Source organism: Loktanella agnita (assembly GCF_046640325.1).
In the GTDB taxonomy this organism is placed as follows: domain Bacteria; phylum Pseudomonadota; class Alphaproteobacteria; order Rhodobacterales; family Rhodobacteraceae; genus Yoonia; species Yoonia agnita.
This window is the reverse complement of record NZ_JBJMBF010000006.1, coordinates 69,514-95,545: the sequence shown is the minus strand read 5'-3', so window position 1 is coordinate 95,545 and position 26,032 is coordinate 69,514. Positions and strand designations below refer to the sequence as shown.

Genomic DNA, 26,032 nt, shown 5'->3' with positions numbered 1-26,032 from the left:
GCCTAGCGCAGCTCAGCCGCACCAACGATTGCCCCATTGTTCGCATGTTGGATGATTGCAACGGCAGGATCCGTGCCTGCGGCACTTACCTCAATCGCCAGCGCATCTGCGCCGTCCCAACGATGGATCACATTCCAGGCATTCACGATATGGGCGTAATTATAGGCGTGCCCGGCGTTTTCGCCCCGGCGAATCTGCACCGTTTCAGAGGGAGTATAGCGCACCAGCTGCACAAGATAGTCACCCCGCGCTGTCGGTGTCGCGTTAATTGTCACGCTCTCACCGTTACGCTGCATGCTCACCTGCACCGCGTTGCCTTTTGCACGGTGCGCCTGGATCGCGTCCACCACCTGCATCGCGCGTGAGGCCACAACACTGTCCTGCCCGTTGATGATCATCTGTGGGGTAAAGACCATTTCGGCGTTGCGCGCCCGCGCATAGGCGTGCTGCCGGGCCGTAAAGGCGGGTTGTGCGAAACTATCGGCCCAGCCGATATAATCCCAGTAATCCACATGCAGCGCCAATGCGATCACGTCGTCACGATTGCCCAGATCATGCAGCAGCGCATCCGCCGGCGGACAGGAAGAGCAGCCTTGCGAGGTATAAAGCTCGACCACAACAGGCCCGTTTTGTGCGGTGGCCGGATGAGATGACAACAGACCGGCGAAAGCGAGAACAGCAAAAAACGGGCGCATGAGAAGTCCTGACGGTATTAGTACCGCTTTGGTGTATTGGGCTTTGGATGTAATGACCAATCAATGAATTGCGAGTGAAATGTCACTGTGGCGTTTAAGCCGCGTTCACGAATCAGGCACTTTGTGCACAATGGTATACAAAAACTGCGGCAGCCCCCTTGATCGCGCTTCGTCCTTGGGGCACAAGCCACCTAAGAACCTTCACAGCCTCCGCCAGGAAAGGGATTCACATGCCTATCACCGTCGGCACGGATACAGCCAAAACCCGTAAAACACTCACCGTGGGCAACCAAAGCGTCGCCTATTACTCCATCGCTGCCGCCGAAGCGGCAGGTTTGGGTGACTTCTCAAAACTCCCTGCCGCGCTCAAGGTCGTGCTGGAAAACCTGCTGCGGTTTGAAGACGACGGGTTCTCGGTCTCTGTTGATGACATCAAGGCGTTTTCCGAGTGGGCCACCAAAGGCGGTAAGAACCCGCGCGAAATCGCATATCGCCCGGCCCGCGTGCTGATGCAGGATTTCACCGGCGTGCCTGCCGTTGTTGACCTTGCTGCAATGCGCGATGGCATCGTGGCCCTTGGCGGCGACGCCCAGCAGATTAACCCGTTGAACCCGGTTGATCTGGTCATTGACCACTCGGTCATGATCGACGAATTCGGCAACCCCCGCGCGTTCCAGATGAATGTGGACCGCGAATACGAGCGCAACATGGAACGCTACCAGTTCCTGAAATGGGGCCAGGGCGCGTTCAACAACTTCCGCGTTGTGCCACCGGGCACCGGCATCTGCCACCAGGTGAACCTGGAATACCTCGCCCAGACCGTCTGGACCGATACGGACCAGAATGGGGAAGAGGTCGCCTATCCTGATACGCTGGTCGGCACCGACAGCCACACCACCATGGTCAACGGGCTTGCCGTTCTGGGCTGGGGCGTCGGCGGGATCGAGGCAGAGGCAGCAATGCTCGGCCAGCCGATTTCCATGCTGATCCCCGAGGTCGTGGGCTTTGAACTGACAGGCGCGATGCTCGAAGGGACCACAGGTACCGATCTGGTACTGAAAGTCGTGGAAATGCTGCGCGAACTGGGCGTTGTTGGCAAATTCGTCGAATTCTTCGGTGACGGGTTGGACCGGCTGCCGCTGGCTGACCGGGCGACCATCGCCAACATGGCGCCCGAATATGGCGCGACCTGTGGCTTCTTCCCGATTGACGGCGAAACCCTGCGTTACCTGCGCAACACTGGCCGCGACGAAGACCGGATCGCCCTTGTCGAAGCCTATGCCAAGGAAAACGGCTTCTGGCGCGACGAGAGCTATAAACCTGTCTATACCGAAACGCTTTCGCTCGACATGGGCACCATCGTGCCTGCGATTTCGGGTCCGAAACGCCCGCAGGATTACATCGCGCTTGATGTTGCCGGGACTGAATTTGGCAAATACGTCAAAGGCATCCGCGAAGGCAAAGACGCCAGCGCCAATGCTGAAATCCGCTGGGAAGGCGAAGGCGGCCAGCCCGAACCACGCGACATCCCCGGTGACGAAGGCCACCACCAGCGCGGCTATGTGATGACCGATGACGGCCATTATCAGCTGCACGACGGGTCTATCGTGATCGCCTCGATCACCTCCTGCACCAACACATCCAACCCTTATGTGATGATCGGTGCAGGTCTGGTGGCCCGCAAGGCCCGTGAACTGGGGCTGAACCGCAAACCTTGGGTGAAAACATCGCTCGCCCCCGGATCGCAGGTCGTGTCCGAATATCTCGAAGCGGCTGGCCTGCAAGAAGACCTCGATGCAATCGGCTTCAACCTTGTTGGCTATGGCTGCACCACCTGCATCGGGAACTCTGGCCCGTTGGAGCCTGAAATCTCCAAAGCGATCAACGACTACGACCTGATCGCCACCTCTGTGCTGTCGGGCAACCGGAACTTCGAAGGCCGGATTTCCCCCGATGTGCGTGCCAACTATCTCGCATCGCCGCCGCTTGTCGTGGCCTATGCGCTGGTCGGCGATATGAATGTAGATCTGGCCAAAGATGTGATCGGTCAGGATAAGAACGGCAATGATGTCTACCTGAAAGACATCTGGCCCTCCTCCGCTGAAATCAACGCGCTGGTCGAAAAGACCGTCACCCGTGAAGCGTTCATCAGCAAATATGCCGACGTCTTTAAAGGCGACGAAAAATGGCAGGCGGTGGAAACCAGCGATGGCGAAACCTACGACTGGCCTGCCGCGTCGACCTACGTGCAGAACCCGCCTTATTTCCAAGGCATGTCCAAGGACGCGGGCAGCATCAACGACGTGGTCAACGCCAAAGTCCTCGCTGTGCTGGGCGATATGGTCACCACCGACCACATTTCCCCCGCAGGTTCGTTCAAAGACAGCACCCCCGCCGGTCAGTATCTGATCGAACGGCAGGTGCCCGTGCGCGAATTCAACAGCTACGGTTCGCGGCGCGGCAACCACGAGGTGATGATGCGCGGCACTTTCGCCAACATCCGCATCAAGAACGAAATGCTCGACGGTGTCGAAGGCGGCTATACCAAAGGCCCCGATGGCGCGCAGACCTCGATCTTTGACGCCGCGATGGATTATCAGGGCAACGACACTCCGCTGGTGATCTTCGCGGGTGAGCAATATGGCGCGGGTTCGTCCCGTGACTGGGCCGCCAAAGGCACCGCGCTGTTGGGTGTAAAGGCCGTGATCGCCGAGAACTTCGAACGCATCCACCGCTCCAACCTTGTAGGCATGGGCGTGGTGCCGTTCGAATTCACAGGCGGCGACACGCGCAAATCGCTGGGCCTGACGGGCGAAGAAACAGTGACGATCGCAGGCCTGTCCGACGTCAAACCCCTGCAAGAGGTGTCCGCAAACATCACCTTTGCAGATGGCACGACCAAGGACATCACGCTGAAATGCCGGATCGATACTGCGGTTGAGATTGACTACATCAAAAACGGCGGCGTGCTACACTACGTGCTGCGCAACCTCGCCAAAGCGGCATAAACTGCCAAAGTGAACGCAAGAAAGCCCGGCCAACGCGCCGGGCTTTTCGTTTTACGGCGAGCCACTTCTGCCCTTTGCCAACGTCCCCTGCCCAAAATGCTTCCAAAGATTTTTCAAAATTCTTGAAAGAATTTGGCCACGTTATGACAAGGTTCTGATCGCCAGCGGCACGCTGCCCCATTGATCCGCCGCACGGCTCCCGCTAGGACCACGACAACCCTGTAGACAAAGGCCCATGCACCCGTGAACATCACCGACCTTCTTCGCGAATTCGTCACGCTCTTCGTGGTGATCGACCCGGTCGGCTCAATTCCGGTGTTCCTCTTTGCCGTCGCCTCCGTTCCCAGAGCCCTGCACCGTCGCTACGCAGTGCGCGCGGTCTTCATCGCGACGCTGGTCCTGCTCGCCTTCCTCATCGGCGGTCAGTTCCTCTTGGAGACACTGGGCCTGCGCTTCGGCTCTTTCCAGATTGCAGGCGGCGTGATCCTCTTTGCCTTTGCGATGACCATGATCTTCGGCCACTCCAAGGCCGAAACAGAGATCGAAGAGGCAGGCAAGGATCACCTCGCCGGGGCGGTCTTCCCCCTCGCCATGCCCTCCATCGCCTCACCCGGCGCGATGCTGGCTGTCGTGGTGCTGACCGACAATCACAGCGAACCGCTGACCGACCAAATGATCACCGCCGCGCTTTTGGTAATGGTCATGGGTATCACCCTCGCGCTCCTGCTGCTCGCCACTTATGTAAACCGGTTGATCGGCACGACCGGGGCCAGCGTGATCAGCCGGGTGATGGGGATCATCCTTGCCACGATTGCCACGGATTCGATTATCGGCGGGATGGAGGCACTGTCGCTGATAGAGCTGCCCCCGGCGCAATCAGCCGATGGCCCGCTCTCAGGTGACACCAGCCCGTAAGGTGGATTTCAATCCACCCTACTCGACCGCCTTCGCCAGTTCCGGCAAGAACCGCTGCTCATAATCCGAGCCGACCAGCGGGCCGACATAGCGAAACAACACGGTCCCCTCGCCGTCCACGATAAATGTCTCTGGCGGGGCGGTCACGCCCCAGTCGATGGCCACCCGGCCACGGGGATCAAAGCCTGTCGCAAAAAACGGATCTTCATAGTCCGCCAGATAGGCCGCGGCCTGTTCTGGCTGATCGCGAAAATTGATCCCGGCAACGCGGTAGCCCTGTGCCTGCAAATCCAGCAACGTCGGATGCTCTGCCCGGCAGGGGGGGCACCAGCTGGCCCAGAAATTCACGATGGTGACCGCACCATCACGCAAATCAGCATCGCGCAGCTGCGCGGTCCCCTGGACCGCTGCCTCTGGCAGTGCCGGTGCTGTACGGCCGATGAAGGTCGAACGCAGCTCATCTGGATTGTCCCGCATCATCCCTGCGGCGAACAGCCCTGCAAGCGCGGCAAACATCACCGGCGGGATAACCACAAGCGGAGATATCTTAGCCATGGTTTTCCACCCGCGCCAGCGCCGCCCGCACGCGCATATACCGCCGCCAGCTCAGCCCGATCAGCACCGCCAGCAAGGCAATGCTCACGGCATAGGCCGACAGGACCTCGACCGCGTAATTCCCCAGATCAGGCACGGGCCATCCTCGCTTCCAGCGCACGCATCCGGCGGGCGCGAATTTCAGTGCGGGTGCGCATCAGCACGAGCCCCACAAACAGCAGTACAAACCCTGCGATACAGACCAGCAAGGGCACCCAGAATACATCGGCCACGTTTTCCTCTTTATCCAGCGAAAGCGACGCGCCCTGATGCAGGCCCTGGTTCCAAAACAGCACTGCATAGCGGGACAGAACCGCAAAGATCGACCCCACCATGCATAAGACACTGGTCAGATCGGCGGCGGTATCGGGATCTTCAATCGCCTCCCACAGGGCGATGTAGCCCAAATAGAAAAGAAACAGGATCAAAAACGATGTCAGGCGCGGGTCCCACGCCCAATAGGTGCCCCACATAGGCTGGCCCCAAATCGCCCCGGTAAACAGCGCGATCAGCGTCATGGTCAGACCGACCGGCGCGGCTGCGCGGGCAGCAAGAGCCGAGACATGATGCCGCCGCACCACCCAGATCACCGAGGCAACCAGCATCATGATCCAGGCATTGATCGCCATCAAGGCAGCAGGCACATGCAGATAGATGATCTTGACGGTCGATCCCTGCCGGAAATCATCAGGGGTCAAAAAGAACCCCCAAATTAACCCCACGGCCAGACACAGCGCGGCCAGCCCCAGACACCAGACCATGACAGGTCGCGTCCAGCCCATGAAGCGTTTCGGATTGGCATATTCCCAGATCGACATTTCCATTTTCTATCCCGCCCTTTGCACCCGCTCAATCCCCATCACCGCAGATTGATGCGTAACACCGCCGCAGTGGCGAAAGGCAGGATCGCAAAGCTCCCCGCTGTCAGCGCCGTCAGCAGCAATAATGCCCCGGTCGGGTCCAACCCGTCGGCACCGCGCCGCACCGCCTCGGCCCCGAAAATCAGCGTGGGGATATACAGCGGCAGTACCAGCAGGGACAACAGCAACCCACCCCGCCGTAACCCCACCGTCAACGCAGCCCCGAAAGTGCCAATCATCGACAGCGCCGGGGTGCCAATTAACAGCGACAGCAGCAGATAGGTATAAGCCTCCTGCGCAAGGCTCAGCAGAAACCCCAGCGCCGGGGCTGCGATGGTCAAGGGCAGCCCGGTGGTGATCCAATGGGCCAATGCTTTGATCAGCCCGACGCCTTCCAGTGGCAAGGGGGCTGTGGACAGCAGCGCCAGTGATCCATCTTCATAGTCCAGCGCAAATATCCGGTCGAGCGACAATAGTGCCGCCAGCAATGCCGCCACCCATAGGATGCCCGGCGCGATCCCGCTTAGCAGTGCGGTCTCTGGCCCCACGCCAAAGGGGACCAGCACCACGACGATCAGGAAAAACGCCAGCCCCAGCCCAAAGCCGCCCCCGGCGCGCACTGCCAGCCGCAGGTCCCGCAGCAAAAGCGCGATCACAAGAACGCCTCATCCGACCCGCCGCGCTGGTCGGGCGCAGCTTGATAGGGGGTCAGATCCAGCTCCGGCGCATCGATCCCCAAATCAATATGCGTGGTAATCACCGCCAGCCCGCCATCCGCTAAATGACCACGCAGCCATTCCGCAAAAAGCTTTACCGAAAATCCATCCAGCGACACGGTGGGCTCATCCAGAAACAGCACCTTGCGTTCGATCACGGCCAATCGGGCAAGGCCAAGGCGGCGCTTCTGCCCCGCCGACAAGGTGCCCCCCATGCGGTGCTGCAAATCCAGCAGATCAAAAGCAGCTAGCGCGGTCTCCCGTAAGGTGGATCCCGATCCACCGCCCCCGTAAATATCCGCCCAGAATTGCAGGTTTTCACGGATGGTCAGCGCGGATTTGATGCCATCCGCATGGCTGGCATAGGCGCCCTGCTCTTCCGGAAACGCGACCGTCCCGGCCAAGACAGGCTGCAATCCAGCCAATGTGCGCAGTAAGGTGGTCTTGCCGATGCCATTCGGGCCGCGCAAGATCAGCGCCTCGCCCGCCGCAACCGTGAAACCGACCCCGCTCAGCACCGGCACACCGCCGCGCCCGCAGGTCAGGTTGGTCACTTGCAACATTCAGATCGGGATCAGGGCCACGCCAACGCGGCGACCCTCGGACAAAAGAACATTATAGGTACGGCACGCCGCAGGAGAGGCCATCGCCTCCACCCCGATCCCTGCGTCTTCCAGCAGGGTGCGGAACGCTTTGGGCGGATGGGCGATCTCGGCCCCAGTGCCCACAAATAGCACGTCCAGATCAGCGGCCTGAGCCAGCAACACATCCGTGTCCTCATAACCACCCCAGGATTTCACACCTGTGGCAAAGACCGCCACAGGACCGTCGATCTTTTTCCCGCCAATGCGGAAAAACCCGGGGCCGTAGCCATCAATTGGCACCGCGTCATTATAGCTGATCTCGTTCAGGCGCATGATGCTCCCTTCAGGTATCAATATGGCCGTAGCGTGTCCCGGCAGATGGATCTTTCTTCGACCAGTCGCGCTTGACGCCCAGCACCAAAAGCAAGGCAGAGGCGACAAAGATAGACGAATATGTCCCGATAATCACACCCCAGATCATCGCAAAGACAAAGCCCCGGATCACATCACCACCCAGCACGAACAGCGACACAAGCGCCAGCAACGTGGTGAAAGAGGTCATCAAGGTACGGCTCAGCGTTTCGTTGATCGACAGGTTCAGTACCTCTTTCAGGTCTTTCTTTTTGTATTTACGCAGATTCTCACGGACCCGGTCAAACACGATCACCGTGTCATTGATCGAATAACCGACGATGGTCAGCAGGGCTGCAATGATCGCGAGGTCGAACTTGATCTGCAGTTCCGAGAAAATCCCGATGGTCAGGATCACGTCATGCGTCAGGGCCAGCACTGCGCCGACGGCAAACTGCCATTCAAAGCGCAGCCAGATATAGAACAGGATCGCCAGCACGGCGAGCGCCACAGCCATGATCGCCGTATTGATCAACTCGCCCGACACTTTGGGGCCGACGGATTCGACGGATGGAAAGCTGATTTTATCGAATGTGCGCTGAATGGAATTCACGCTGCCCGCATCCGTGATAGCGGCCTCCAGTTCATTGAGTTGCTCAAGGCTCGCCCCGGCGGGGACCACAATCGTCAAATCCGAAGTACCCGTGGTCTGCGTAACATTTGGCACCACTGCCTGCGCCGCCGAAAGTAGCGCGGAGGCAGCCGACGGATCGACAATGTCTACCGACAGCAAAGTCTGACTTTCCAGCATCGCGGCAAGGGTAAACTGAATCGCGTCAATCGTCTCCGTCGCGATCCGCTCATCCCCTTCCTGCGCCTGAATGCGGACCATGGCCACATTCTGATTTGCGTCGAAATTGGGATCGAACACCTCGGTGATCGACACATCACCCAGCTCCAGCGGCTCCAGCGCGGCGCGATAGGCGGCCACATCGACCGGCTGCACGGATTGGGTCCGGATGCTCGTACCGCCTTGAAAGTCGATCCCAAAGGCCAGCCCCTGAATCAGAAACGATCCAAAGGCGATCACCATTGCAACAAGCGAGATACCCAGCCACAGCTTGGCCCGTTTGAAGAAATCAATATTTGTCTGTTCGCGAACCAGTCTCAGGCGCATCTTAAACCTCGATTGTCTTGGGGCGGGTCCGCTGGAACCACAGCACGATAAGGGCGCGGGTCACGAAAATCGCCGTAAAGACAGATGTGATGATGCCAAAGCCCAGTGTCACGGCAAAACCGCTGACCGGACCGGACCCCATGGTGAACAGGATCACGGCAGTGATGAAAGTGGTGATATTGGCGTCCACAATGGATGACAGGGCCTTTTCATACCCCAGCTCAATCGCGCGGGCCGGGCCTTTGGCGGTCTTCAACTCTTCGCGGATCCGCTCAAAGACAATCACATTGGCGTCCACCGCCATCCCGATGGTCAGCACGATCCCGGCGATCCCCGGCAATGTCAGGGTCGCCCCCACAGTGCTGAGAAGCCCGAACATCAGCCCCACATTGATGATCAGTGCGATGTTCGCAAAGACGCCAAACAGACCGTAGCCCATAATCATGTAAATCAACACGGCTAACCCAGCGACGATACAGGCGATCCGCCCGGCCTCGATACTGTCCTGGCCCAATTCGGGGCCGATGGTGCGTTCTTCCAGAAACGTCAGCTCTGCGGGCAGCGCGCCAGAGCGCAGCAACACCGCCAGATTTGTCGCCTCTTCCACGGTGAAACGGCCCGTGATGATCCCGGACCCGCCGGGAATGTGGCTTTGGATCGTCGGGGCGGAAATCACCTCTTGGTCCAGCACAATCGCAAAGGGCGATCCGATATTTTCCAGCGTATAGTCACCGAATTCACGGGCGGCAGAGGTGTTGAAGCGGAAAGACACCGCAGGCGCGCCATTCTGGTCAAAATCCAGCTGGGCATTTTCAAGGTCCTCACCCGTTACAACGGGGCGACGCTCCAGAATATAGAAAACACCCTCTTCATCTGCGGCAGGGTACAGCACATTACCGCTGCCCGGCGTCTGATCTGGATCAGTGGTGCGGCCCAGCACAGGGTTAAAAGTCAGCTGCGCGGTGGTGCCCAAGAGCTTGATAATCTCATCGGCAGAACCGACCCCGGGCACCTGCACCAGCACACGTTCGGCCCCTTGGCGCTGGATCGTCGGCTCGCGCGTGCCAACCTCATCAATCCGGCGGCGGATGATTTCCAGCGTCTGCGCCATGGTCCGATCATTCAGTGCGACTTGCTCTGCCTCGCTCAGCGTAATGGTCAGCACCGGGCCGGTATTTGTGACTTCGATATTGCTCGCCACGGCACCGGTAAAGGACTGGACCGGTCGGCCCAGCCCCCGGACCAGCTCCAGGGCGCGGGCGATCCCATCAGTTTCAGAAACACGGACGCGCAGTTCACCGGCCGGGCTATCCTCGCGGGTGACAAAACCAACCGTGTCACGCTCTGCGGCCAGCGCATCGCGAACACCGGGCCAAAAGTTTTCAAGGAAAGATTCGTGTACGTCTGTGACCTGCACTTCGACCAGCAAATGCGCCCCGCCGCGCAGATCAAGGCCTAGATTGACCAGACCAGAGGGCAGCAAAGACGGCCAGCCAGCGGCCATCGCATCAATCTCTTCCTGCGTGGCACCGCCGGATATCAGTGTGCCCGCATTATAGGTCGCATCATTATGCGCCTCGACCCGCCCGTAAAAGGCGTTCGGCATGGCGAGTGTCAGGCCCACGATGACCGTCAACCAGATCATCACTTGCTTGGCGAAAGAGATTTGAAGCATGTATCAGCCCTTTGACGGCTTAGGATTTCGCCGGTTCGGTCTTGTTCATGACCGTGGTGATTGTGGATTTCACCACACGGACATTCACGCCTTCAGCGATCTGCACCTCGATCTCGTTGCTGTCTTCCTTGACCTTGACGATCTTGCCGACAATGCCGCCTTGGGTGATGACCTGATCACCGCGCCGCAGGGCTTCAAGCATCGCCTGATGCTCTTTCAGCTTTCGCTGCTGTGGCCGGATCAGGAAGAGATACATGATCCCAAAGATCAAAAGCAGCATAATCAGGTCGGCAGGTCTCATTTCATACCTCTATTCATGTGGCGCAGCCGGGGCCACGAAAGTCGGCGCACATTATGTCCGGCCTGCCAGAATGGCAACCGCACGCCCAGTGAATTTGCCCGTTCTCTTGGCGCACGCTTTATGGCCATATGGGGTAGTAATTTGAAGAACGCAATTAGCAGGCAGGAAAATGGAACAGGCAGAGGTTATTCAGCTTACACTCCGCGCAGATTACATCCGAGGACTGAGCACAATCATCGCATTTCTGGGTGTGTGTTTGGGACTGGCATATTTGCTCCCCGATACGAACCGCCAGACCATGACGTGGGGCGGTATCAAGGATGCGTTCGGCCTCAGTCGCCTCCCAGATCCGCTCTTTGCTCTAGCACTGACCATCTGGTCGCTGTTCCTGACTATCTTATTAATCGGCTTGCTATGGATCGTCATCTCTACCGCATTCGGCGCAATGTAGCTGGACAATCTTGACGGCAACGATTTGCGCTGGGGGCTTTTTCGGATCGCAGGTCTGGTGACCGTCGCGGGCGCAATGATCGCTTTGCCCCTCACCCTGTTGCGAACCAAATATAACCGACAACAAACCGAAGCAACCGAGGCAGCATTGCTCAACAACAAACTTGATGCAGCTTTCGCCGGGCTATTCGCGCGCAAAACTGCAACCAGCCGAACGCGACCGGTAGTCTATCAAAGCGATGGCCAAGAGATTACGACATCTGAAACCCTTGACAGCCCGTTCAGCCTGCCCAAAGGCGCGATCGAAATCGCACGCGGGCCATGGCAAATTCTGAGCGAAGAGGTGGACGATATAATCACCCGCGCTACCGCAATTGATCGGCTGGAAGGGCTGGCACAAGAACACCCTGAACAGGCGGACCGGATCGCAAGCGTACTGTCGCTATATGTGCGCGAATTATCGCGGGAATACCCACCCAAGGAATGCCCCGCAACGACTTGGCGAAACTTAAACACAGACACGGAAGACTGCCCCGGCCTCGACGCACACACGATCCATCGCGAGTTTGGTTTGCACCCTGACGTGACCGATCCATCCAGCATTCGCGGCTGGGCGCGATCGCTCAAGCCAGTTCGGTCCGATATGGAAAAGGCGGTACAAACGCTTGGCCGTATGACAAACACTGTCACCATAGGATCGTCGCTGAAGCAGATTAATCTTATGGGAAGCAACCTCCAGGGCTTTGACTTGTCAGGATTGAATTTTGAAGGTGCGGTTCTAGCTAATTGCAGTCTGGACGGCACCAGGATGCACGATACGAAAATGCGCGCAGTGAACTTCGGACATGCAAGTCTGATAGGGGCGGAGGCGCTCAGCACCGACCTGTCAGAAACTAGCTTCATCTGCGCAAATCTAGAATGCATCGCTCTCGATCTCGCCAATCTATGGAAATCAGATATTCGTCTAAATGAAGCAAAAAGCGCCACGCTAGTGCAATCAAACCTCGCAGGCGTTCGCATAAATTCATCCGATTTTTCATACACTAATATGAATGGTGCTTTGTTCGATGATGACACGCGCCTTTTCATGGTATTGTTGGAGGGGAGTAGCCTGAAAGGGGTGGACCTGCGCAAGGTGCAAATAACACCATCTGAGATTGAGAAGGCATTCGGTGACGCAAGTACGTTGTTACCCGATGATGTCTATAGACCAAGTCATTGGCCGACAATCTCGCTAGACCCCCTTGGCTTTGACCAGTGCCTGGAGGACTGGCGTTACAAACTCAAACGAGATAGCAGCTCCCCATCTTAAAATCCCCACCCCACCCCACCCGACCCGACCGGTGCGGTCCGACGCTTGTCCGATAGAAGTCCGACACCGTTTTCCGGTTCACTTGAGGCGCGCAATCGGGCATATGACCGGCACCAAACACCAATAAGGACCGGACCCATGCATGACATCCGCACCATCCGCGACAATCCCGCTGCTTTTGATGCAGCCTTGTCTCGCCGTGGAGTCGCGCCTGTGTCCTCTGACATTCTGGCCATTGACGAGGCGCGCCGCGCGGCCATTCTTGCCGCCGAAACCGCACAGGCAGAGGCGAATAAAGCCGCCAAGGAAGTGGGGGCCGCCAAGGGCCGCGGTGATGAGGCTGAATTTGAACGACTCCGTGCGCTTGTTGCTGAAAAGAAAGCAGAAATCGCGGCGCTGAACGATCAGGCCAAGGCCGAAGATACCCGCCTGAATGATCTGCTCATGGGCATTCCGAACCTGCCTTATGACGACATTCCCGATGGCGCGGATGAGGCGGACAACGTCGAAATCCGCCGCAACGGCGCGCCGCGCAATTTCAACTTTGACCCGGTCGAACATTACGACATTCCCGCGATCAAACCGGGCATGGATTTTGAAACGGCGGCGAAACTTTCTGGTAGCCGATTTGTGCTACTGTCCGGCGCCGTGGCACGGCTACACCGCGCGCTGGCGCAATTCATGCTCGACACCCACACCGAAGAGCATGGGTTAACAGAAACCATCACCCCCGTACTGGTGCGTGAAGAAATGATGTACGGCACCGGGCAATTGCCCAAATTCGGCGAGGACAGCTATCAAACCACCAACGGCTGGTGGCTGATCCCCACGGCAGAGGTGACGCTGACGAATATCGTGAATAACGTCACGATTTCAGAAACTTACCTGCCACGCCGTTACGTTGCCCACACCCAGTGTTTCCGGTCAGAGGCCGGATCGGCAGGCCGCGACACCTCTGGCATGTTGCGCCAGCACCAGTTCGAAAAGGTCGAAATGGTCAGCGTCACCAAGCCTGAAGAAAGCAACGCAGAGCATGCGCGCATGACCAAATGCGCCGAAGCGATCCTTGAAAAGCTGGAACTGCCCTATCGCACGGTGGCCCTTTGCACCGGCGACATGGGTTTCGGCGCACGCAAAACCCATGACATCGAGGTGTGGTTGCCCGGCCAAAACGCCTATCGCGAAATCAGCTCTATCTCGGTCTGCGGGGATTTTCAGGCCCGCCGGATGAACGCGCGCTACAAGCCAGAAGAAGGCGGAAAACCGCAGTTCGTGCATACACTTAACGGCTCTGGCCTTGCGGTGGGGCGCACGCTGATCGCGGTGGTTGAAAACGGCCAGCAAGACGACGGCTCCGTCACCCTGCCCGCCGTTCTGCACCCCTATCTGCGGGGCAAGACGATGATTACGCCAGACGGGTCTCTGGCGTAATATCTTCGGCCATCGGTCGCAGCGGAAAGTCATTGGGCAACACGGCGACTGACCGCGGGCGATAGTTGATACGGCGCATACGCTCAGCCACAGACCAATGATAAGCGCGGGGGTCACTCGGCCCCCGACGCCACGCCTGCAGCGCCCCGGCAGGTTCTTTTACATATGGCGATGGTGCATCTGCAACACCTTCGACATCGGGAATAAGCGCGGTATCATTCATTTTCAGCCCAAGCTGCATTGCCCCCTTCGCGACCCATTCCAAAGGAAAAGCAACTAGTTGGCGGGTGTCCTTGCTTCCCCCAACCGTGCCGTGATCCCCGACAAACCACAGTTGCTGGTAGGGCGCATCATCGCCATCCGCACCACTGTTGAGCTTGGTCAGATTGTCCCAGGGTGTTGGCTGATACAGCACCCGATGCTCATCCAGCGCGATGGCATGGCGGGCGTTGCGCACCATGGATGACAGTTTCATATCGTAAAACTCGTACCGCCGGTTCCACCATTTGGCGACCGGCCCCAACAAAGACATAGGCAAGCCCTTGGCCCCGACCGTATCCCAGACCCCCATATAGCGGATTTCCACGATTGTGCCGCTCTTGCCCCGTGCAATCCAGTCAGCCTCTGAGGTCGCCACATCCGGCGATAGCGCTTTGCGCTGGTCCCACGCAGGCCCTTTATCCATCTGATCGAACTTTGTTTTATACAGTTTCCAAGCCCGATCCAGCACGCTGCGTTTTCTGATTTTGTCCTTGGGCGCGATCCCGCATTTGCGGATCATCCCCCCCAACGAACGGGCGGTGTATGCCCCACGCGAGAAACCAAAGACATATATTTCGTCACCCGGTTCGTAGCACAGGCACAATTCGCGGTAGGCCGCTTTGACGTTTTTGCCCAACCCCCAGCCAAAGGCCCCGCATCCGATTTTATGAGCTACGCTGATGAGCTTATTGGTGAAATCGTTCACCCCCACGCCGGGTTGATAGATGATTTTTTGCTCGCCTTCTTTGTTCAGGCAAGCTTTTGACAATGATACGACATTTGTCGGCACCTTCATCGTTGGTGAATTCCAGGTGCCGTCGCAAAAAATGGCAATTCTTTTCATATCAATACCCCTGTTTAATGGGGTTATGCTGACGTTACGGCAGAGTCGCAGCAAGTCTGTTTTTCCTGACCCGGATACAAGTATCGTGGAACCGACCTGCCCTGCAGAAAGTTGCTACGCTATGAAAAAGCATATCCTCGCCGTCCTCACCCTGATCGTCACGCTGACATTCGTTATAGCCCCCTTACTGACCGACCCTTTTAGCGGGTTTCGCGCTGATCAATTGCCCGTCCCACAAATCGATCCCCCCGTGCAGCCTGCGGGCTATGCATTTTCGATCTGGGGGGTGATTTATACTTGGCTTATGGTCTCAGCCGTTTATGGGCTGTTGCAGCGGGGCGATGATCCGCAATGGGATAGGGTGCGCCCAGCGTTGATTATCAGTCTTCTGGTCGGCACACCGTGGCTTGCAATTGCAAATGCCAATGCAATCCTCGCAACGATCCTGATCTTTGTGATGGCGGCCAGCGCGATTGCTGCGCTTTGGCGGACACCGACATCAGACTTCTGGTGGTTGCAGGCGCCGGTCGGGCTTTATGCGGGCTGGCTGACCGCCGCATCATTCGTGTCGCTTGGCAGTACCGCTGCCGGGTTTGGCATTGTGACAGACGCAATCGGATGGGCCTATATCGGGATTATCGGCGCGCTGATTGTCGCAATGGCGGTGCTGATCCGGACCGCATCCCTGCCCTACGCGCTTGCCGTGGTATGGGCGCTGGCGGGCATCATTGCCGCCAACGGCTTGACCACATGGACTGTATCGCTACTGGCGGCGGCAGGTATATTCGTGCTGACCGGCTTGGCGATCATGGCCCGCTCTACCGGTCAGACGGTCCCTTCTTAAGGTGCTTTGACAGGCGCGATGGCTGGGACGATTTTTTATCCTTATAGGGGTTCTTTTCCCCTTGATCGCGGAGGTAGAGCCGGATTGGCGTGCCGGGCATGTCGAAATCCTCGCGCAACCCGTTGACCAGATAGCGTTTATAGCTTTCGGGCACCGCGTCGGGGTGCGATGTCATCACCACAAATGCAGGCGGACGCGTTTTGACCTGGGTCATATAGCGCATCTTGATCCGCTTGCCCCCCGGTGCGGGCGGCGGGTGCTGTTCCAGCATGCCGATCATCCAGCGGTTCAGGTGGGCGGTGGTCACACGCCGGTTCCAGACATCATGCGCCCGCATGATCGCCTGCTGCAAACGATCTAGGCCCTTGCCTGTCTTGGCGGACACCGTCACCAGTGGCGCACCGCGCAGCTGTGGCAAGAGCCGCTCAAACGATTGCTTCAGCTCTTTCAGCTTGTCCTGCTTATCGTCCTCTGTGTCCCATTTGTTCACGGCGACAACGACAGCGCGCCCTTCACGCTCGGCCAGATCGGCGATCCGCAGATCCTGCTGTTCAAAGGGTATTTCAACGTCGAGCAGAACAACCACGACCTCGGCGAATTTGACCGCGCGCAGCCCGTCCGAGACGGATAGTTTTTCCAGCTTTTCCTGCACCTTGGCCTTTTTGCGCATGCCTGCGGTGTCGAAAATCCGCATCGGCACGCCGCCCCAGTCTTGCTGGACGGAAATCGCATCCCGGGTGATGCCCGCCTCTGGCCCGGTCAGCAGCCGCTCTTCTCCAATGATCTTGTTGATCAGAGTCGATTTTCCTGCGTTCGGGCGGCCTACAACCGCAATTTGCAACGGTTTGGCGCGGGTTGGAATACGCGGGGCGTCTTCGTCGTCTTCGCCCACATCCACATCGGTTTCCGGCGCATCGGCCGCCGCACGTTCTTCGTGCGCGTCAGAGATTGGGCGCAGCACGTCCATCAGCTCTCCCAGACCTTCGCCATGTTCGGCAGACATCCGGATCGGTTCGCCCAAGCCCAGTGAGAAAGCTTCGAGAATCGTGGCATCCGCCGCCCGTCCTTCGCCCTTGTTGGCGGCGAGGATTACGTTGGCGTTTTTCTTGCGCAGGATATCGGCAAAGACCTCGTCCGCGGGCAGTACACCGGCGCGCGCGTCGATCATGAAAAGACAGACATCGGCCATTTCCACCGCGCGTTCGGTCAGGCGCCGCATCCGCCCTTGCAGACTGTCATCGGTCGCCTCTTCCAGACCGGCGCTGTCGATCACCGTAAAGCGCAGGTCGGCCAGCCGCCCTTCGCCTTCGCGCAGATCGCGCGTAACACCGGGCTGATCATCGACCAGCGCGAGCTTTTTCCCAACCAGCCGGTTGAACAGGGTGGATTTGCCCACATTGGGCCGCCCCACAATGGCGAGGGTAAAGGACATCGGAACGCTCCTGACGCAACTGAAACGCGGCCCTACACCAATTGGTGCTTAACGGAAAGCGTGCAATTGCCCTGTTTTGCTGACAACATAAAGGGTCTGACCCGCCACGACCGGGGCAGATGCCGCGCCGCCGGGAAGATCAATAGTGCCGATCAGAGCACCAGATGTGGGATCGAACTGTCGGATCAACCCGTCAGAGGAGGCCACAATCAGCCGCCCGCCCGCCAGTACCGGCCCGTAGTTGGCGACCACGCGCTTTTGGCGTGCTGTCCGTGCCTCGATCAAGTCGGGCAATGATATGCGCCAGATTGACAGGCCACTGGCGGCATCCAGCCGCACCAATTCGTTCACGTCATTGATCAGGAATACCGCATCGCCCACCGGCCAAACCGGGCTGATCGCCCCTTCGGCTGCGGTCCAGACACGGCTGCCATCGAAGGTATCAAGCGAGACAACGCGCCCGCCGAAATTCCCCACATAGACCCGGTTTCCGACGATAACCGGATCACCCGCGATATCGTTGATCAGCGACGCCGCGCGCCCCAGCCGGTCGCCAGAGACGACGCTTGACCAGCGACGGGTGCCCCCTTGGGGGAAGGTCGCGACGACTTCACCCGATGGGAAAGGCAGCACAGCGATGTCATTATTGACAGCAGGCGACGCGCCACCGCCGAAATTTGCATCCGAAGGCGTGCCATTCACCTGCCAGCGCACCCGCCCGTTTGTCGTGTCCAGTACCCAAGCGGTGCTGTCGCGTGCGACCACATAAACCAGATCGCCGACAACAGTGGGCGCGGCATTAGCCGGTGCATCCAGATCCTGCACCCAGCGCACTTGCCCGCTGGCCGCATCAAGCGCTGTGATTTCGCCAAAGCCGGTTGCGACATAAACATTGCCACCACCCACGCTGACCGCGCCGCCAGAGGCGTCGGTCGCGTTATCGCGGCTGGGTGTCAGATCGCGGGACCAAAGTGTTTCACCAGACGTGCTGGTCGCGGTGACGGTCGCGCGTGCATCAACGGTGTAAATCACCCCATCGGCCACAACTGGGGCCGATGTGATCCGGGCACGGCGGCTGTCGCCTTGCCCGATATCAGCCGTAAACACGGGCGTCAGAGCAGCCCCCAGCGCAGGGTGCGAAATCTGGTGATCCGGGCCGCCGTTGGGGTGGGTCCAATTCGCATTGGCCTGCGCCGCAGGCAACGCGATGGGCCGCACGATATTGGCCAGCACAGGGGTTTCACGCAGGTTGAAACGCTCACCGGGTAGGATCACGTCGTCTTCGCCGCAAGCGCTCAGCAGACCCAGCGCCAGGCTCACACCGATGAATGTTCTCACTGTCAAAACCCGGTCCAATCCCAAGACTATTGTGTCGCCGCTTCAGGAAGCGGTTCGCCCAGCGCCACCATCAGGGTTTGCACCCGATCCTGCAAGCTTCGCGACACGGCGGCATCTTCGACCAGACTGCGCAGCATCGCGATGGCAGCCTCCGTATCGCCCGCGTCGAGCGAGACATAGGCCATCTGTTCCATTGCCAGCAGGCGGAAAGGCTGGCCGGGCATCGCAAGTGATTCCAGCGCGGCGAGGCGTGCGTCGACATCATCGGTGGGCAGCATAGCCGCCTTGAACGCCGCAAGATCGCGGTAAATTGCCGGGGCCGCCGGATCGGCAGCGAGGTTTTCCAGCGTAGCGGCCGCAGCGGCGGCATCGCCTGCCTCTTCCTGCGTGGCAGCTTGCAAAAGCGCGATGACCGCAGCAGCATCGCCGTCTGCGGAAACCGTGGCAATCGCCTCTGCCCGCGCCTCTGGCGCGTCCTCTTGCAGCGCGGCAAGGATGGCGTCGCCGGTTGCTTCGGCGGTCGCACGGTCTTGCGCGCTGCTGTATTCATTCCACGCCGCTGCGCCAACCAATGCCAGCGCACATAGTACGGCAATCCAGCCATAGCGGCGCAGATAACCATAAAGCTTGTCACGCCGGACTTCGTCCGCCACTTCGTCGATAAAACTGTCCGAGTTGCTCACCTATGCCCCCGATTGAACGCTGGATGCGAAATCCTGTTTGCGCTTTCTTATCTTGAAGCATGCAGGATGAACAAGGGCTGAGGACGCTGCAGCTGCGCAAGCTTATGCGGCAACGCAGAAAAGTGATCTTGCCTGAACCTTACGTAAAGGGTAAACTGAACCGAATAGTTTAGTGCGAATTCTGATCCTCATGGTCAATCCATGCGTACTGAATGCAATATAAGCATCGCGCGTCGTGGTTCCAGACTATGGCGTTTCGAAAGGTTACGACATGAAAATTGTTCCCGTGATAACCGCCGTACTGGTATCCGCCATACTGTATTTCTTTGTTTTTGAGCGCGACAGCCTGATGGGTTTTGCAGGTGCCGAGCCGATAGAAGACCCCGTGAGCGCGGAAAATAGTCAGGGTACAGCACGGGACGCCCCTGCGGGCGTTGGGGTTGTAGCTGTGCATTCCACCGCACAAACCGTTGACAGCGCTGTCATTCTGCGCGGCCGGACCGAAGCCGCGCGTCAGGTGACCGTGGCTGCGGAAACATCGGGGCTGGTGATTTCAGAGCCACTGCGCAAGGGGTCATCTGTCGCGGTCGGAGACGCGCTTTGCCAGCTTGACCCCGGAACCCGGCAGGCATCACTAGCCGAGGCGCGCGCGCGGCTGACCGAAGCACAGGGTCGTGTCCCCGAAGCAGAGGCCGGCCTGACCGAGGCGAATGCCCGTGTTCGTGAGGCTGAAATCAACCTGAACGCTGCAAGCCAATTGTCACAAGGCGGCTTTGCCTCTGAAACCCGCCTTGTCAGCGCGCAGGCAGCGATGGACGCCGCAACAGCGGGTGTTGAGCGGGCGCATTCGGCGATTGCCTCTGCGGAAGCGGGGATTGAAGCAGCCCAAGCCGCAGTGGCCTCGGCAGACCGTGAAATTGAGCGACTAACAATCACCGCACCGTTTTCCGGTCTGCTGGAAACCGACACCGCCGAACTGGGCGCGCTTATGCAACCGGGCAGCCCTTGTGCCACGATTATCCAGCTGAGCCCGATCAAATTGGTTGGTTTTGTGCCTGAAACGGATATCGGCAAGATTACCATCGGCGCCATGGCGGGTGCGCGGCTTGCGACCGGACAAGAAGTGCGAGGACAGGTCACGTTTCTATCGCGCAGCGCCGACGAGCAAACCCGGACCTTCCGGGTTGAGGTCACGGTTCGCAACGACGACGCAGATATCAGCGATGGGCAAACCGCCGAAATCATGGTCGCCTCTGCCGGGCGCACGGCGCATCTGATCAACCAGTCTACGCTGACGTTGGATGATAACGGCGTCTTGGGCGTGCGCATCATTGATGAAAACAACGTTGCTGCATTCATGCCCGTCACACTGTTGCGCGATACAGTGGACGGCGTCTGGGTCACCGGCCTGCCAGACACCGTCGATATCATCACCGTGGGGCAGGAGTATGTTACCGAAGGCGTGCATGTCGCACCGGCATTCACGGAGACAAAAGGATGAGCGGGCTGGTTGACTGGGCCGCATCACGCGCCCGGATGGTGATTGCCTTTATCCTGCTGTCCCTTGCAGCAGGCGCGATGGCCTATGTGGGTCTACCCAAAGAGGGCGAGCCTGATATCGAAATTCCTGCAATTTTCGTATCTGTCCCTTTCCCGGGCATCTCTGCCGCCGATAGCGAGACGCTCCTTGTTCGCCCGATGGAAACAGAACTGTCCGATCTGGATGGGTTGAAAACCATGTCCGCCACCGCTGCCGAAGGTTATGCCGGGGTGGCGCTGGAATTCGAATTCGGCTGGGATAAGACGAAAATTCTGGCCGATATCCGGTCTGCCATGAATAATGCAGAGGGACAGTTTCCCGCTGGCGCGGATCAATATTCGATCAATGAAATCAACTTTTCAGAATTCCCGATCATCATTGTCAACCTGACTGGTGACGTACCCGAACGCACCCTGATCCGCGTGGCCAAGGACCTGCAGGATGAGATCGAAAGCCTTGATGCGGTGCTGGAGGCCGGGCTGGCGGGCACCCGCGACGAAATGCTTGAGGTCGAAATCGACCCGCTGAAGCTGGAAGCATATAATGTCACCGCCGGGGAACTGATTGGCGTGGTGACCAACAACAACCTGCTGATTGCGGCGGGCGAGGTCGAGACCCGTCAGGGGACCTTTGCGGTCAAGATCCCTTCATCCTTTGATGATCCGCAGGACATCTACAACCTGCCGGTCAAGACAAATGGTGACAGTGTGATCACGCTGGGAGATCTGGCCACGATTCGCCTGACGTTTGAGGATCGGTCCGGCATCGCCCGCTTTAACGGGGTGAACACGGTCGCCTTGCAGGTGGTCAAGCGCAAGGGGTTTAACCTGATCGACACCGCCGCTTTGATCAGAGAGGTCGTGGAACAGGAACGCGCCAATTGGTCGCCCGAACTGCAGGCCGCCATTCAGGTTGGCACCTCAAACGATCAGTCGCGCAACGTGGCCTCTATGGTCAGCCAGTTGGAAGGGTCGGTGTTGACCGCCGTCGCGCTGGTTATGATTGTGATCCTTGCAGCCCTTGGTCCCCGCCCTGCCCTGCTGGTCGGGTTCGCGATTCCGACGTCGTTCCTGCTGTGCTTTGCCCTGCTGGCGATCATGGGGATCAGTATTTCCAATATCGTGATGTTCGGCTTGATTCTGGCTGTTGGGATGCTCGTCGACGGGGCCATTGTGGTAGTGGAATACGCTGACAAACGGATCAGCGAAGGTGTCGGCCCGATGCACGCCTATGTGGATGCTGCTAAGCGCATGTTCTGGCCGATCATATCATCCACGGCGACAACGCTTTGCGCCTTTCTGCCGATGCTGTTCTGGCCGGGTGTTCCGGGGGAATTCATGGGCATGCTGCCCGTTACGCTGATCTTTGTGCTTTGTGCCTCGCTTGTGGTGGCGCTGATCTACCTGCCGGTGATGGGTGGTGTGACGGGGCGCATGACACGATTCTTCGCACGGATGTCTGATGCGTTGCGGGCGCGGTTGCCTGTTGTCGTCTGCGCGCTGCTGGTGTTGCCCGCGATCCTGCTTGTTTTCGTAGGCGCGATGCTGACGCTGAATCCTGCATATTTCTCTGGCGAGGCGGTACAGACTGACGGATTTATGGCCTCCCTCCCCGGGATGGTTCTGTTTCTGGTCGGGGCCACGCTAATGTCGATCACCATGGGCGCGGCCCGGATCGAACGCAGTGCGGCCAAGGTCACCGGGGGGTATCGGCGCACGCCATTCGGCAGCCTGATGCATTTGATCGTCGGTAACCCGATCATGCCGCTGGTCGCGGTGGGCGGTGTCGTGTTTTTCGTCGTTTCGGTCTTTGGGTACTACGGCGCGAACAATAATGGCGTGGAATTCTTTGTTGAATCCGAGCCGGAACAGGCGATTGTCTATGTGCAGGCACGCGGCAACCTGAGCCTGACGGAAAAGGACGCCCTTCTGCAACAAGCCGAAGAGATCGCATTGGCGACACCGGGTGTGCAAAGTGTCTTTGCCTTTGCGGGCAGCGGCGGGCTGAACTCCAATACGGGCGGGGCCGAAGGACCTGGTGACGCAATCGGCCAATTGCAACTGGAACTGATCCCGTGGGAGGATCGCCCAACCGTGGCGCAGAAGACCCGCTTGTTGGGCTTCATTCCCTGGACATCAACCAACGTTGATCCCGATTTCGATGGCGATACCGTGATGGCCAATCTGGGAGAGGCGCTGCAAAGTATCCCCGGTATTCAGTTTGAGACGTTGAACCTTGCCCAAGGTCCGGCCTCTGCCAAGCCAGTGCATCTGCGCCTGAAAAGCGATGACTGGGATGCGCTGCTAGCCGCCACTGCTGCCGCGCGTGCCCGGTTCGAACAGACCCCCGGGCTGATCACCATCGAAGACACGCTGCCCCTGCCCGGTATCGACTGGCAAATTGACGTAGATGTCGAAAAGGCCGGCCGTTATGGGGCTGATGTAGCCACCGTTGGGGCGATGGTGCAGATGGTCACGCGCGGTATCTTGCTCGATACAATGCGGGTGGATAGCTCGGACGAAGAGATCGAGATTCGTGTACGTCTGCCCGAACAGGACCGGGTGCTGTCGACGCTTGATACCTTGCGGGTCCGCACCAATCAGGGGCTTGTTCCGCTGGCGAATTTCATCACGCGCACGCCGGTGGAAAAGCTGGCCGAAATCAGCCGTGTCGATCAGAAGCGGTATTTCGATGTAAAGGCGGGTGTCGCGACCGGTCTGGTCAGCCTGCAATCCGACGGCGACACAGTGGCCGTGGCCCGGATCGCCGATGAAGACGCCACAGGCGCCGCACGCTACGATATCATCAACCTGCAAAGCGACATGACCGAGGCAGAGCTGACTGCGTTGATTGCGGATGACACCCTGAGCGAGGTGCTCATCAATCCCAATGAACGCATTACGCAACTGACCGAATGGCTGGAGACCGATCCGTTTGCGAGCGGGATCGCTTGGGAATGGACCGGCGATCAGGAAGATCAGGCAGAATCGAGCGCCTTCCTTGGCAAAGCCTTTGCCGGTGCGCTTGGGTTGATGTTCATCATCCTGCTGGCCCAGTTCAACAGCGTCTATAATGCGTTGCTGGTGCTTGTCGCCGTGGTGATGTCGACCGCCGGATCGCTGGTCGGGATGCTCGTGATGGATCAGGCGTTTTCCATCATCATGACCGGCACGGGGATCGTCGCGCTGGCGGGTATTGTGGTGAACAACAATATCATCTTGATTGATACCTATCAGGAATACAGCCGCTACATGCCCCGGATCGAGGCGATCACCCGCACCGCGGAATCGCGTATCCGTCCGGTGCTGCTGACCACGATCACCACGATGGCCGGTCTTGCACCAATGATGTTCGGGCTTAGCCTTGATTTCATGAATGGCGGCTATTCGATCGACAGCCCTACCGCGCTTTGGTGGAAACAACTGGCCACCGCTGTTGTGTTTGGTCTGGGGATCGCAACGGTCCTGACGCTAATCTTTACCCCGTCGATGCTGGCCGTGCGGGTTTGGTTTGTCACCTATGTGCAATGGCTTGCGCAATTACTGGCCAAACTGTCACTGGGCCGGGGCAGTCGCGCGGCGCGTGACTGGGCGCTGGCCCGGCAGGCGCGCCGCATCAAATCGTCAGAGATTATCTGGACCGAAGGCGAGACAACCGCCCCGCTGCGGTTGGAACCATCGGTCCAAGCCGCAGAGTAATCAGCGCATCAACCGCGCCATCATCAGGTGGCGCGGTTTCATTCGAAATTATCCCTCTGCCAGTTTGGCATCGTTGTGCTGCATGACCGCGACGGTGCGCAGCGCGAGCATCAGCGTCAGCACCGCACAGAGCGCAATCGCCCCCACCATCGGCAAGGCAGTGCCATCAAAGAACAGCCCCGTCACCACAACCATCGCGCCGCCTGTCACCATCTGAAGCGTGCCACCCAATGACGAGGCAAGTCCCGCGATATCGCCATGGGGGTCGAGCGCCATAACCATCGTGGTCGGGATGATCAGCCCCAGGCAAGCATTGGCGAGGAACAACCCGCCGATGATCACCGGCAACCCACCGATCCCAGCCCAGACCAGTGCAAAAAGCGCGATAGCGAAGGCGGCAAAGCCGATCACCGCCAACCGGATCACGGGCAGAACGCCGTAACGCTCTCCCATTGGTCCGGCAGCTTGGGAGGCCGCGAAGAACCCAATCGCGTTAACTGCAAAAGCAAGGCTAAAGCCCGCCGGGCTGAGCCCGAACTGGCCAGTATAGACGAATGACGCGCTGGCAATGAACACCATGAAGCTGGAGAAGCCGAAGCCGCCGACCAGCGTCAGCCCCATGAAAACCGGATCCCGCAGCAGCACCTTTGCCCCACGCAGCAGGTTTCGGACATTGACCGGTACGCGCTTGTCCTGCGGCAATGTCTCGGGCAGCGCAGTCGCCGTCAGCCCAAGGCTCAGCAACGCCGCCACGGTCAGCACCCAAAAGATCAGACGCCAGTCACCGATGGTGATCAGCCCGGCACCAGCGAGCGGCGCCAGCATGGGCGAAACCGAGATCACAAGCATCACCATCGCCATCAGCCGTGTCGCCGCCGGGCCGGTGTGCATATCGCGGATGACCGCACGCGGCACGACCATCAGTACGGCACCGCCCAACCCTTGTATGGCGCGGAAAACAATCAGCATTGTGATGCTGGAGGCAATCGCACAACCGATAGTCGCTAAGGTGAATATCGCGATCCCGGCATAAAGCGGCATCTTGCGCCCCACCTGATCCGCCCAAGGCCCATAGAACAATTGCGCGATGCCGAAGGCCACAAAATAGGCGGTCAGCGTGGCTTGCACCGCTGCGACATCCGCTTGCAGCCCTGCGGCAATGGCGGGCATAGCAGGCAGATACATGTCGATCGCAAACGGACCGACAGCAGAAAGGAGACCCAGAATAAGGGCCGCGCGGAACATGGACATTTGGGAGCCTTTCAACACGAATGCTCCCTGCGTCCTATGCCCGCAATGTGACAATGGCAATGCAGTCTGTTG

Annotated in this window: 23 protein-coding genes; 8 read left to right on the top strand and 15 right to left on the bottom strand. The window is 58.9% G+C overall.

All coding sequences use genetic code 11. From position 1 onward, the window contains the following. Positions 1–2: 2 nt before the first annotated feature. Positions 3–695: a DUF1223 domain-containing protein gene (locus tag ACJ5NV_RS08480; protein ID WP_411643235.1), complete on the bottom strand. Its 693-nt coding sequence runs from the start codon at positions 693–695 to the stop codon at positions 3–5. Positions 696–925: 230 nt separating this feature from the next. Here ACJ5NV_RS08480 and acnA point away from each other — a divergent pair, with 230 nt between their 5' ends. After that, entirely contained in the window at positions 926–3,703 is a 2,778-nt protein-coding gene (gene acnA / locus ACJ5NV_RS08475) for an aconitate hydratase AcnA (RefSeq protein ID WP_411643234.1), read from the top strand. A gap of 243 nt (positions 3,704–3,946) precedes the next feature. After that, on the top strand, positions 3,947–4,618 hold the full coding sequence (locus tag ACJ5NV_RS08470) for a MarC family protein (RefSeq protein ID WP_411643233.1): 672 nt from the start codon (positions 3,947–3,949) through the stop codon (positions 4,616–4,618). Between the two features lie 18 nt (positions 4,619–4,636). Here ACJ5NV_RS08470 and ACJ5NV_RS08465 read toward each other — a convergent pair whose 3' ends face one another. The 9 genes from ACJ5NV_RS08465 to yajC form a co-directional block, all read right to left on the bottom strand. Next, positions 4,637–5,173: a DsbE family thiol:disulfide interchange protein gene (locus ACJ5NV_RS08465; protein WP_411643232.1), complete on the bottom strand. Its 537-nt coding sequence runs from the start codon at positions 5,171–5,173 to the stop codon at positions 4,637–4,639. Further along, the gene (gene ccmD, locus ACJ5NV_RS08460; protein WP_411643231.1) at positions 5,166–5,309 is read right to left on the bottom strand and encodes a heme exporter protein CcmD; all 144 of its coding nucleotides are present in this window, start codon (positions 5,307–5,309) and stop codon (positions 5,166–5,168) included. The genes ACJ5NV_RS08465 and ccmD overlap by 8 nt, the downstream gene beginning before the upstream one ends. Further along, a complete protein-coding gene (locus ACJ5NV_RS08455) occupies positions 5,302–6,030 on the bottom strand; it encodes a heme ABC transporter permease (protein ID WP_411643391.1) in 729 nt (242 codons plus the stop codon). The genes ccmD and ACJ5NV_RS08455 overlap by 8 nt, the downstream gene beginning before the upstream one ends. A 41-nt stretch (positions 6,031–6,071) precedes the next feature. Further along, entirely contained in the window at positions 6,072–6,728 is a 657-nt protein-coding gene (ccmB, locus tag ACJ5NV_RS08450; protein WP_411643230.1) for a heme exporter protein CcmB, read from the bottom strand. After that, complete coding sequence (gene ccmA, locus ACJ5NV_RS08445; protein WP_411643229.1) at positions 6,725–7,351, bottom strand: heme ABC exporter ATP-binding protein CcmA; 627 nt, start codon at positions 7,349–7,351, stop codon at positions 6,725–6,727. The genes ccmB and ccmA overlap by 4 nt, the downstream gene beginning before the upstream one ends. Beyond that, positions 7,352–7,705, bottom strand: a complete 354-nt coding sequence (locus ACJ5NV_RS08440) for an Mth938-like domain-containing protein (protein ID WP_411643228.1) — start codon at positions 7,703–7,705, stop codon at positions 7,352–7,354. Positions 7,706–7,715: 10 nt separating this feature from the next. Continuing rightward, entirely contained in the window at positions 7,716–8,816 is a 1,101-nt protein-coding gene (gene secF / locus ACJ5NV_RS08435; RefSeq protein WP_411643390.1) for a protein translocase subunit SecF, read from the bottom strand. 85 nt (positions 8,817–8,901) lie between these two features. Next, on the bottom strand, positions 8,902–10,575 hold the full coding sequence (gene secD, locus ACJ5NV_RS08430) for a protein translocase subunit SecD (protein WP_411643227.1): 1,674 nt from the start codon (positions 10,573–10,575) through the stop codon (positions 8,902–8,904). Between the two features lie 19 nt (positions 10,576–10,594). Continuing rightward, positions 10,595–10,876: a preprotein translocase subunit YajC gene (yajC, locus tag ACJ5NV_RS08425; RefSeq protein WP_411643226.1), complete on the bottom strand. Its 282-nt coding sequence runs from the start codon at positions 10,874–10,876 to the stop codon at positions 10,595–10,597. A gap of 169 nt (positions 10,877–11,045) precedes the next feature. Here yajC and ACJ5NV_RS08420 point away from each other — a divergent pair, with 169 nt between their 5' ends. The 3 genes from ACJ5NV_RS08420 to serS all read left to right on the top strand — a co-directional run bounded on the left by ACJ5NV_RS08420 (position 11,046) and on the right by serS (position 14,069). Next, entirely contained in the window at positions 11,046–11,327 is a 282-nt protein-coding gene (locus ACJ5NV_RS08420) for a hypothetical protein (protein WP_411643225.1), read from the top strand. Positions 11,328–11,384: 57 nt separating this feature from the next. Beyond that, on the top strand, positions 11,385–12,638 hold the full coding sequence (locus tag ACJ5NV_RS08415; RefSeq protein WP_411643224.1) for a pentapeptide repeat-containing protein: 1,254 nt from the start codon (positions 11,385–11,387) through the stop codon (positions 12,636–12,638). 138 nt (positions 12,639–12,776) lie between these two features. After that, positions 12,777–14,069, top strand: a complete 1,293-nt coding sequence (gene serS, locus ACJ5NV_RS08410) for a serine--tRNA ligase (protein ID WP_411643223.1) — start codon at positions 12,777–12,779, stop codon at positions 14,067–14,069. Here the strand turns inward: serS and ACJ5NV_RS08405 are convergent. Continuing rightward, a complete protein-coding gene (locus ACJ5NV_RS08405) occupies positions 14,044–15,174 on the bottom strand; it encodes a DUF2235 domain-containing protein (RefSeq protein ID WP_411643222.1) in 1,131 nt (376 codons plus the stop codon). The genes serS and ACJ5NV_RS08405 overlap by 26 nt on opposite strands. A 121-nt stretch (positions 15,175–15,295) precedes the next feature. On the opposite strand from ACJ5NV_RS08405, the gene ACJ5NV_RS08400 reads away from it, so the two are divergent. Then, positions 15,296–16,018 carry a hypothetical protein gene (locus ACJ5NV_RS08400; protein WP_411643221.1) on the top strand — a complete coding sequence of 241 codons (723 nt, stop codon included), beginning with the start codon at positions 15,296–15,298 and terminating at the stop codon, positions 16,016–16,018. Here ACJ5NV_RS08400 and der read toward each other — a convergent pair. From der to ACJ5NV_RS08385, 3 genes are read right to left on the bottom strand one after another with little or no spacing between them, the layout of a single operon-like run. Then, a complete protein-coding gene (gene der, locus ACJ5NV_RS08395) occupies positions 15,993–17,450 on the bottom strand; it encodes a ribosome biogenesis GTPase Der (protein ID WP_411643220.1) in 1,458 nt (485 codons plus the stop codon). The genes ACJ5NV_RS08400 and der overlap by 26 nt on opposite strands. A 48-nt stretch (positions 17,451–17,498) precedes the next feature. Further along, positions 17,499–18,794, bottom strand: coding sequence for a PQQ-like beta-propeller repeat protein (locus ACJ5NV_RS08390; RefSeq protein WP_411643219.1), 1,296 nt, complete (start codon positions 18,792–18,794; stop codon positions 17,499–17,501). 20 nt (positions 18,795–18,814) lie between these two features. Next, positions 18,815–19,471, bottom strand: coding sequence for a hypothetical protein (locus ACJ5NV_RS08385; protein ID WP_411643218.1), 657 nt, complete (start codon positions 19,469–19,471; stop codon positions 18,815–18,817). Between the two features lie 271 nt (positions 19,472–19,742). Here ACJ5NV_RS08385 and ACJ5NV_RS08380 point away from each other — a divergent pair, with 271 nt between their 5' ends. After that, complete coding sequence (locus ACJ5NV_RS08380) at positions 19,743–20,972, top strand: efflux RND transporter periplasmic adaptor subunit (protein WP_411643217.1); 1,230 nt, start codon at positions 19,743–19,745, stop codon at positions 20,970–20,972. Then, positions 20,969–24,709: an efflux RND transporter permease subunit gene (locus ACJ5NV_RS08375; protein WP_411643216.1), complete on the top strand. Its 3,741-nt coding sequence runs from the start codon at positions 20,969–20,971 to the stop codon at positions 24,707–24,709. The genes ACJ5NV_RS08380 and ACJ5NV_RS08375 overlap by 4 nt, the downstream gene beginning before the upstream one ends. Before the next feature lie 48 nt (positions 24,710–24,757). Here ACJ5NV_RS08375 and ACJ5NV_RS08370 read toward each other — a convergent pair whose 3' ends face one another. Continuing rightward, entirely contained in the window at positions 24,758–25,954 is a 1,197-nt protein-coding gene (locus tag ACJ5NV_RS08370; protein ID WP_411643389.1) for a multidrug effflux MFS transporter, read from the bottom strand. Between the last annotated feature and the right edge of the window lie 78 nt (positions 25,955–26,032).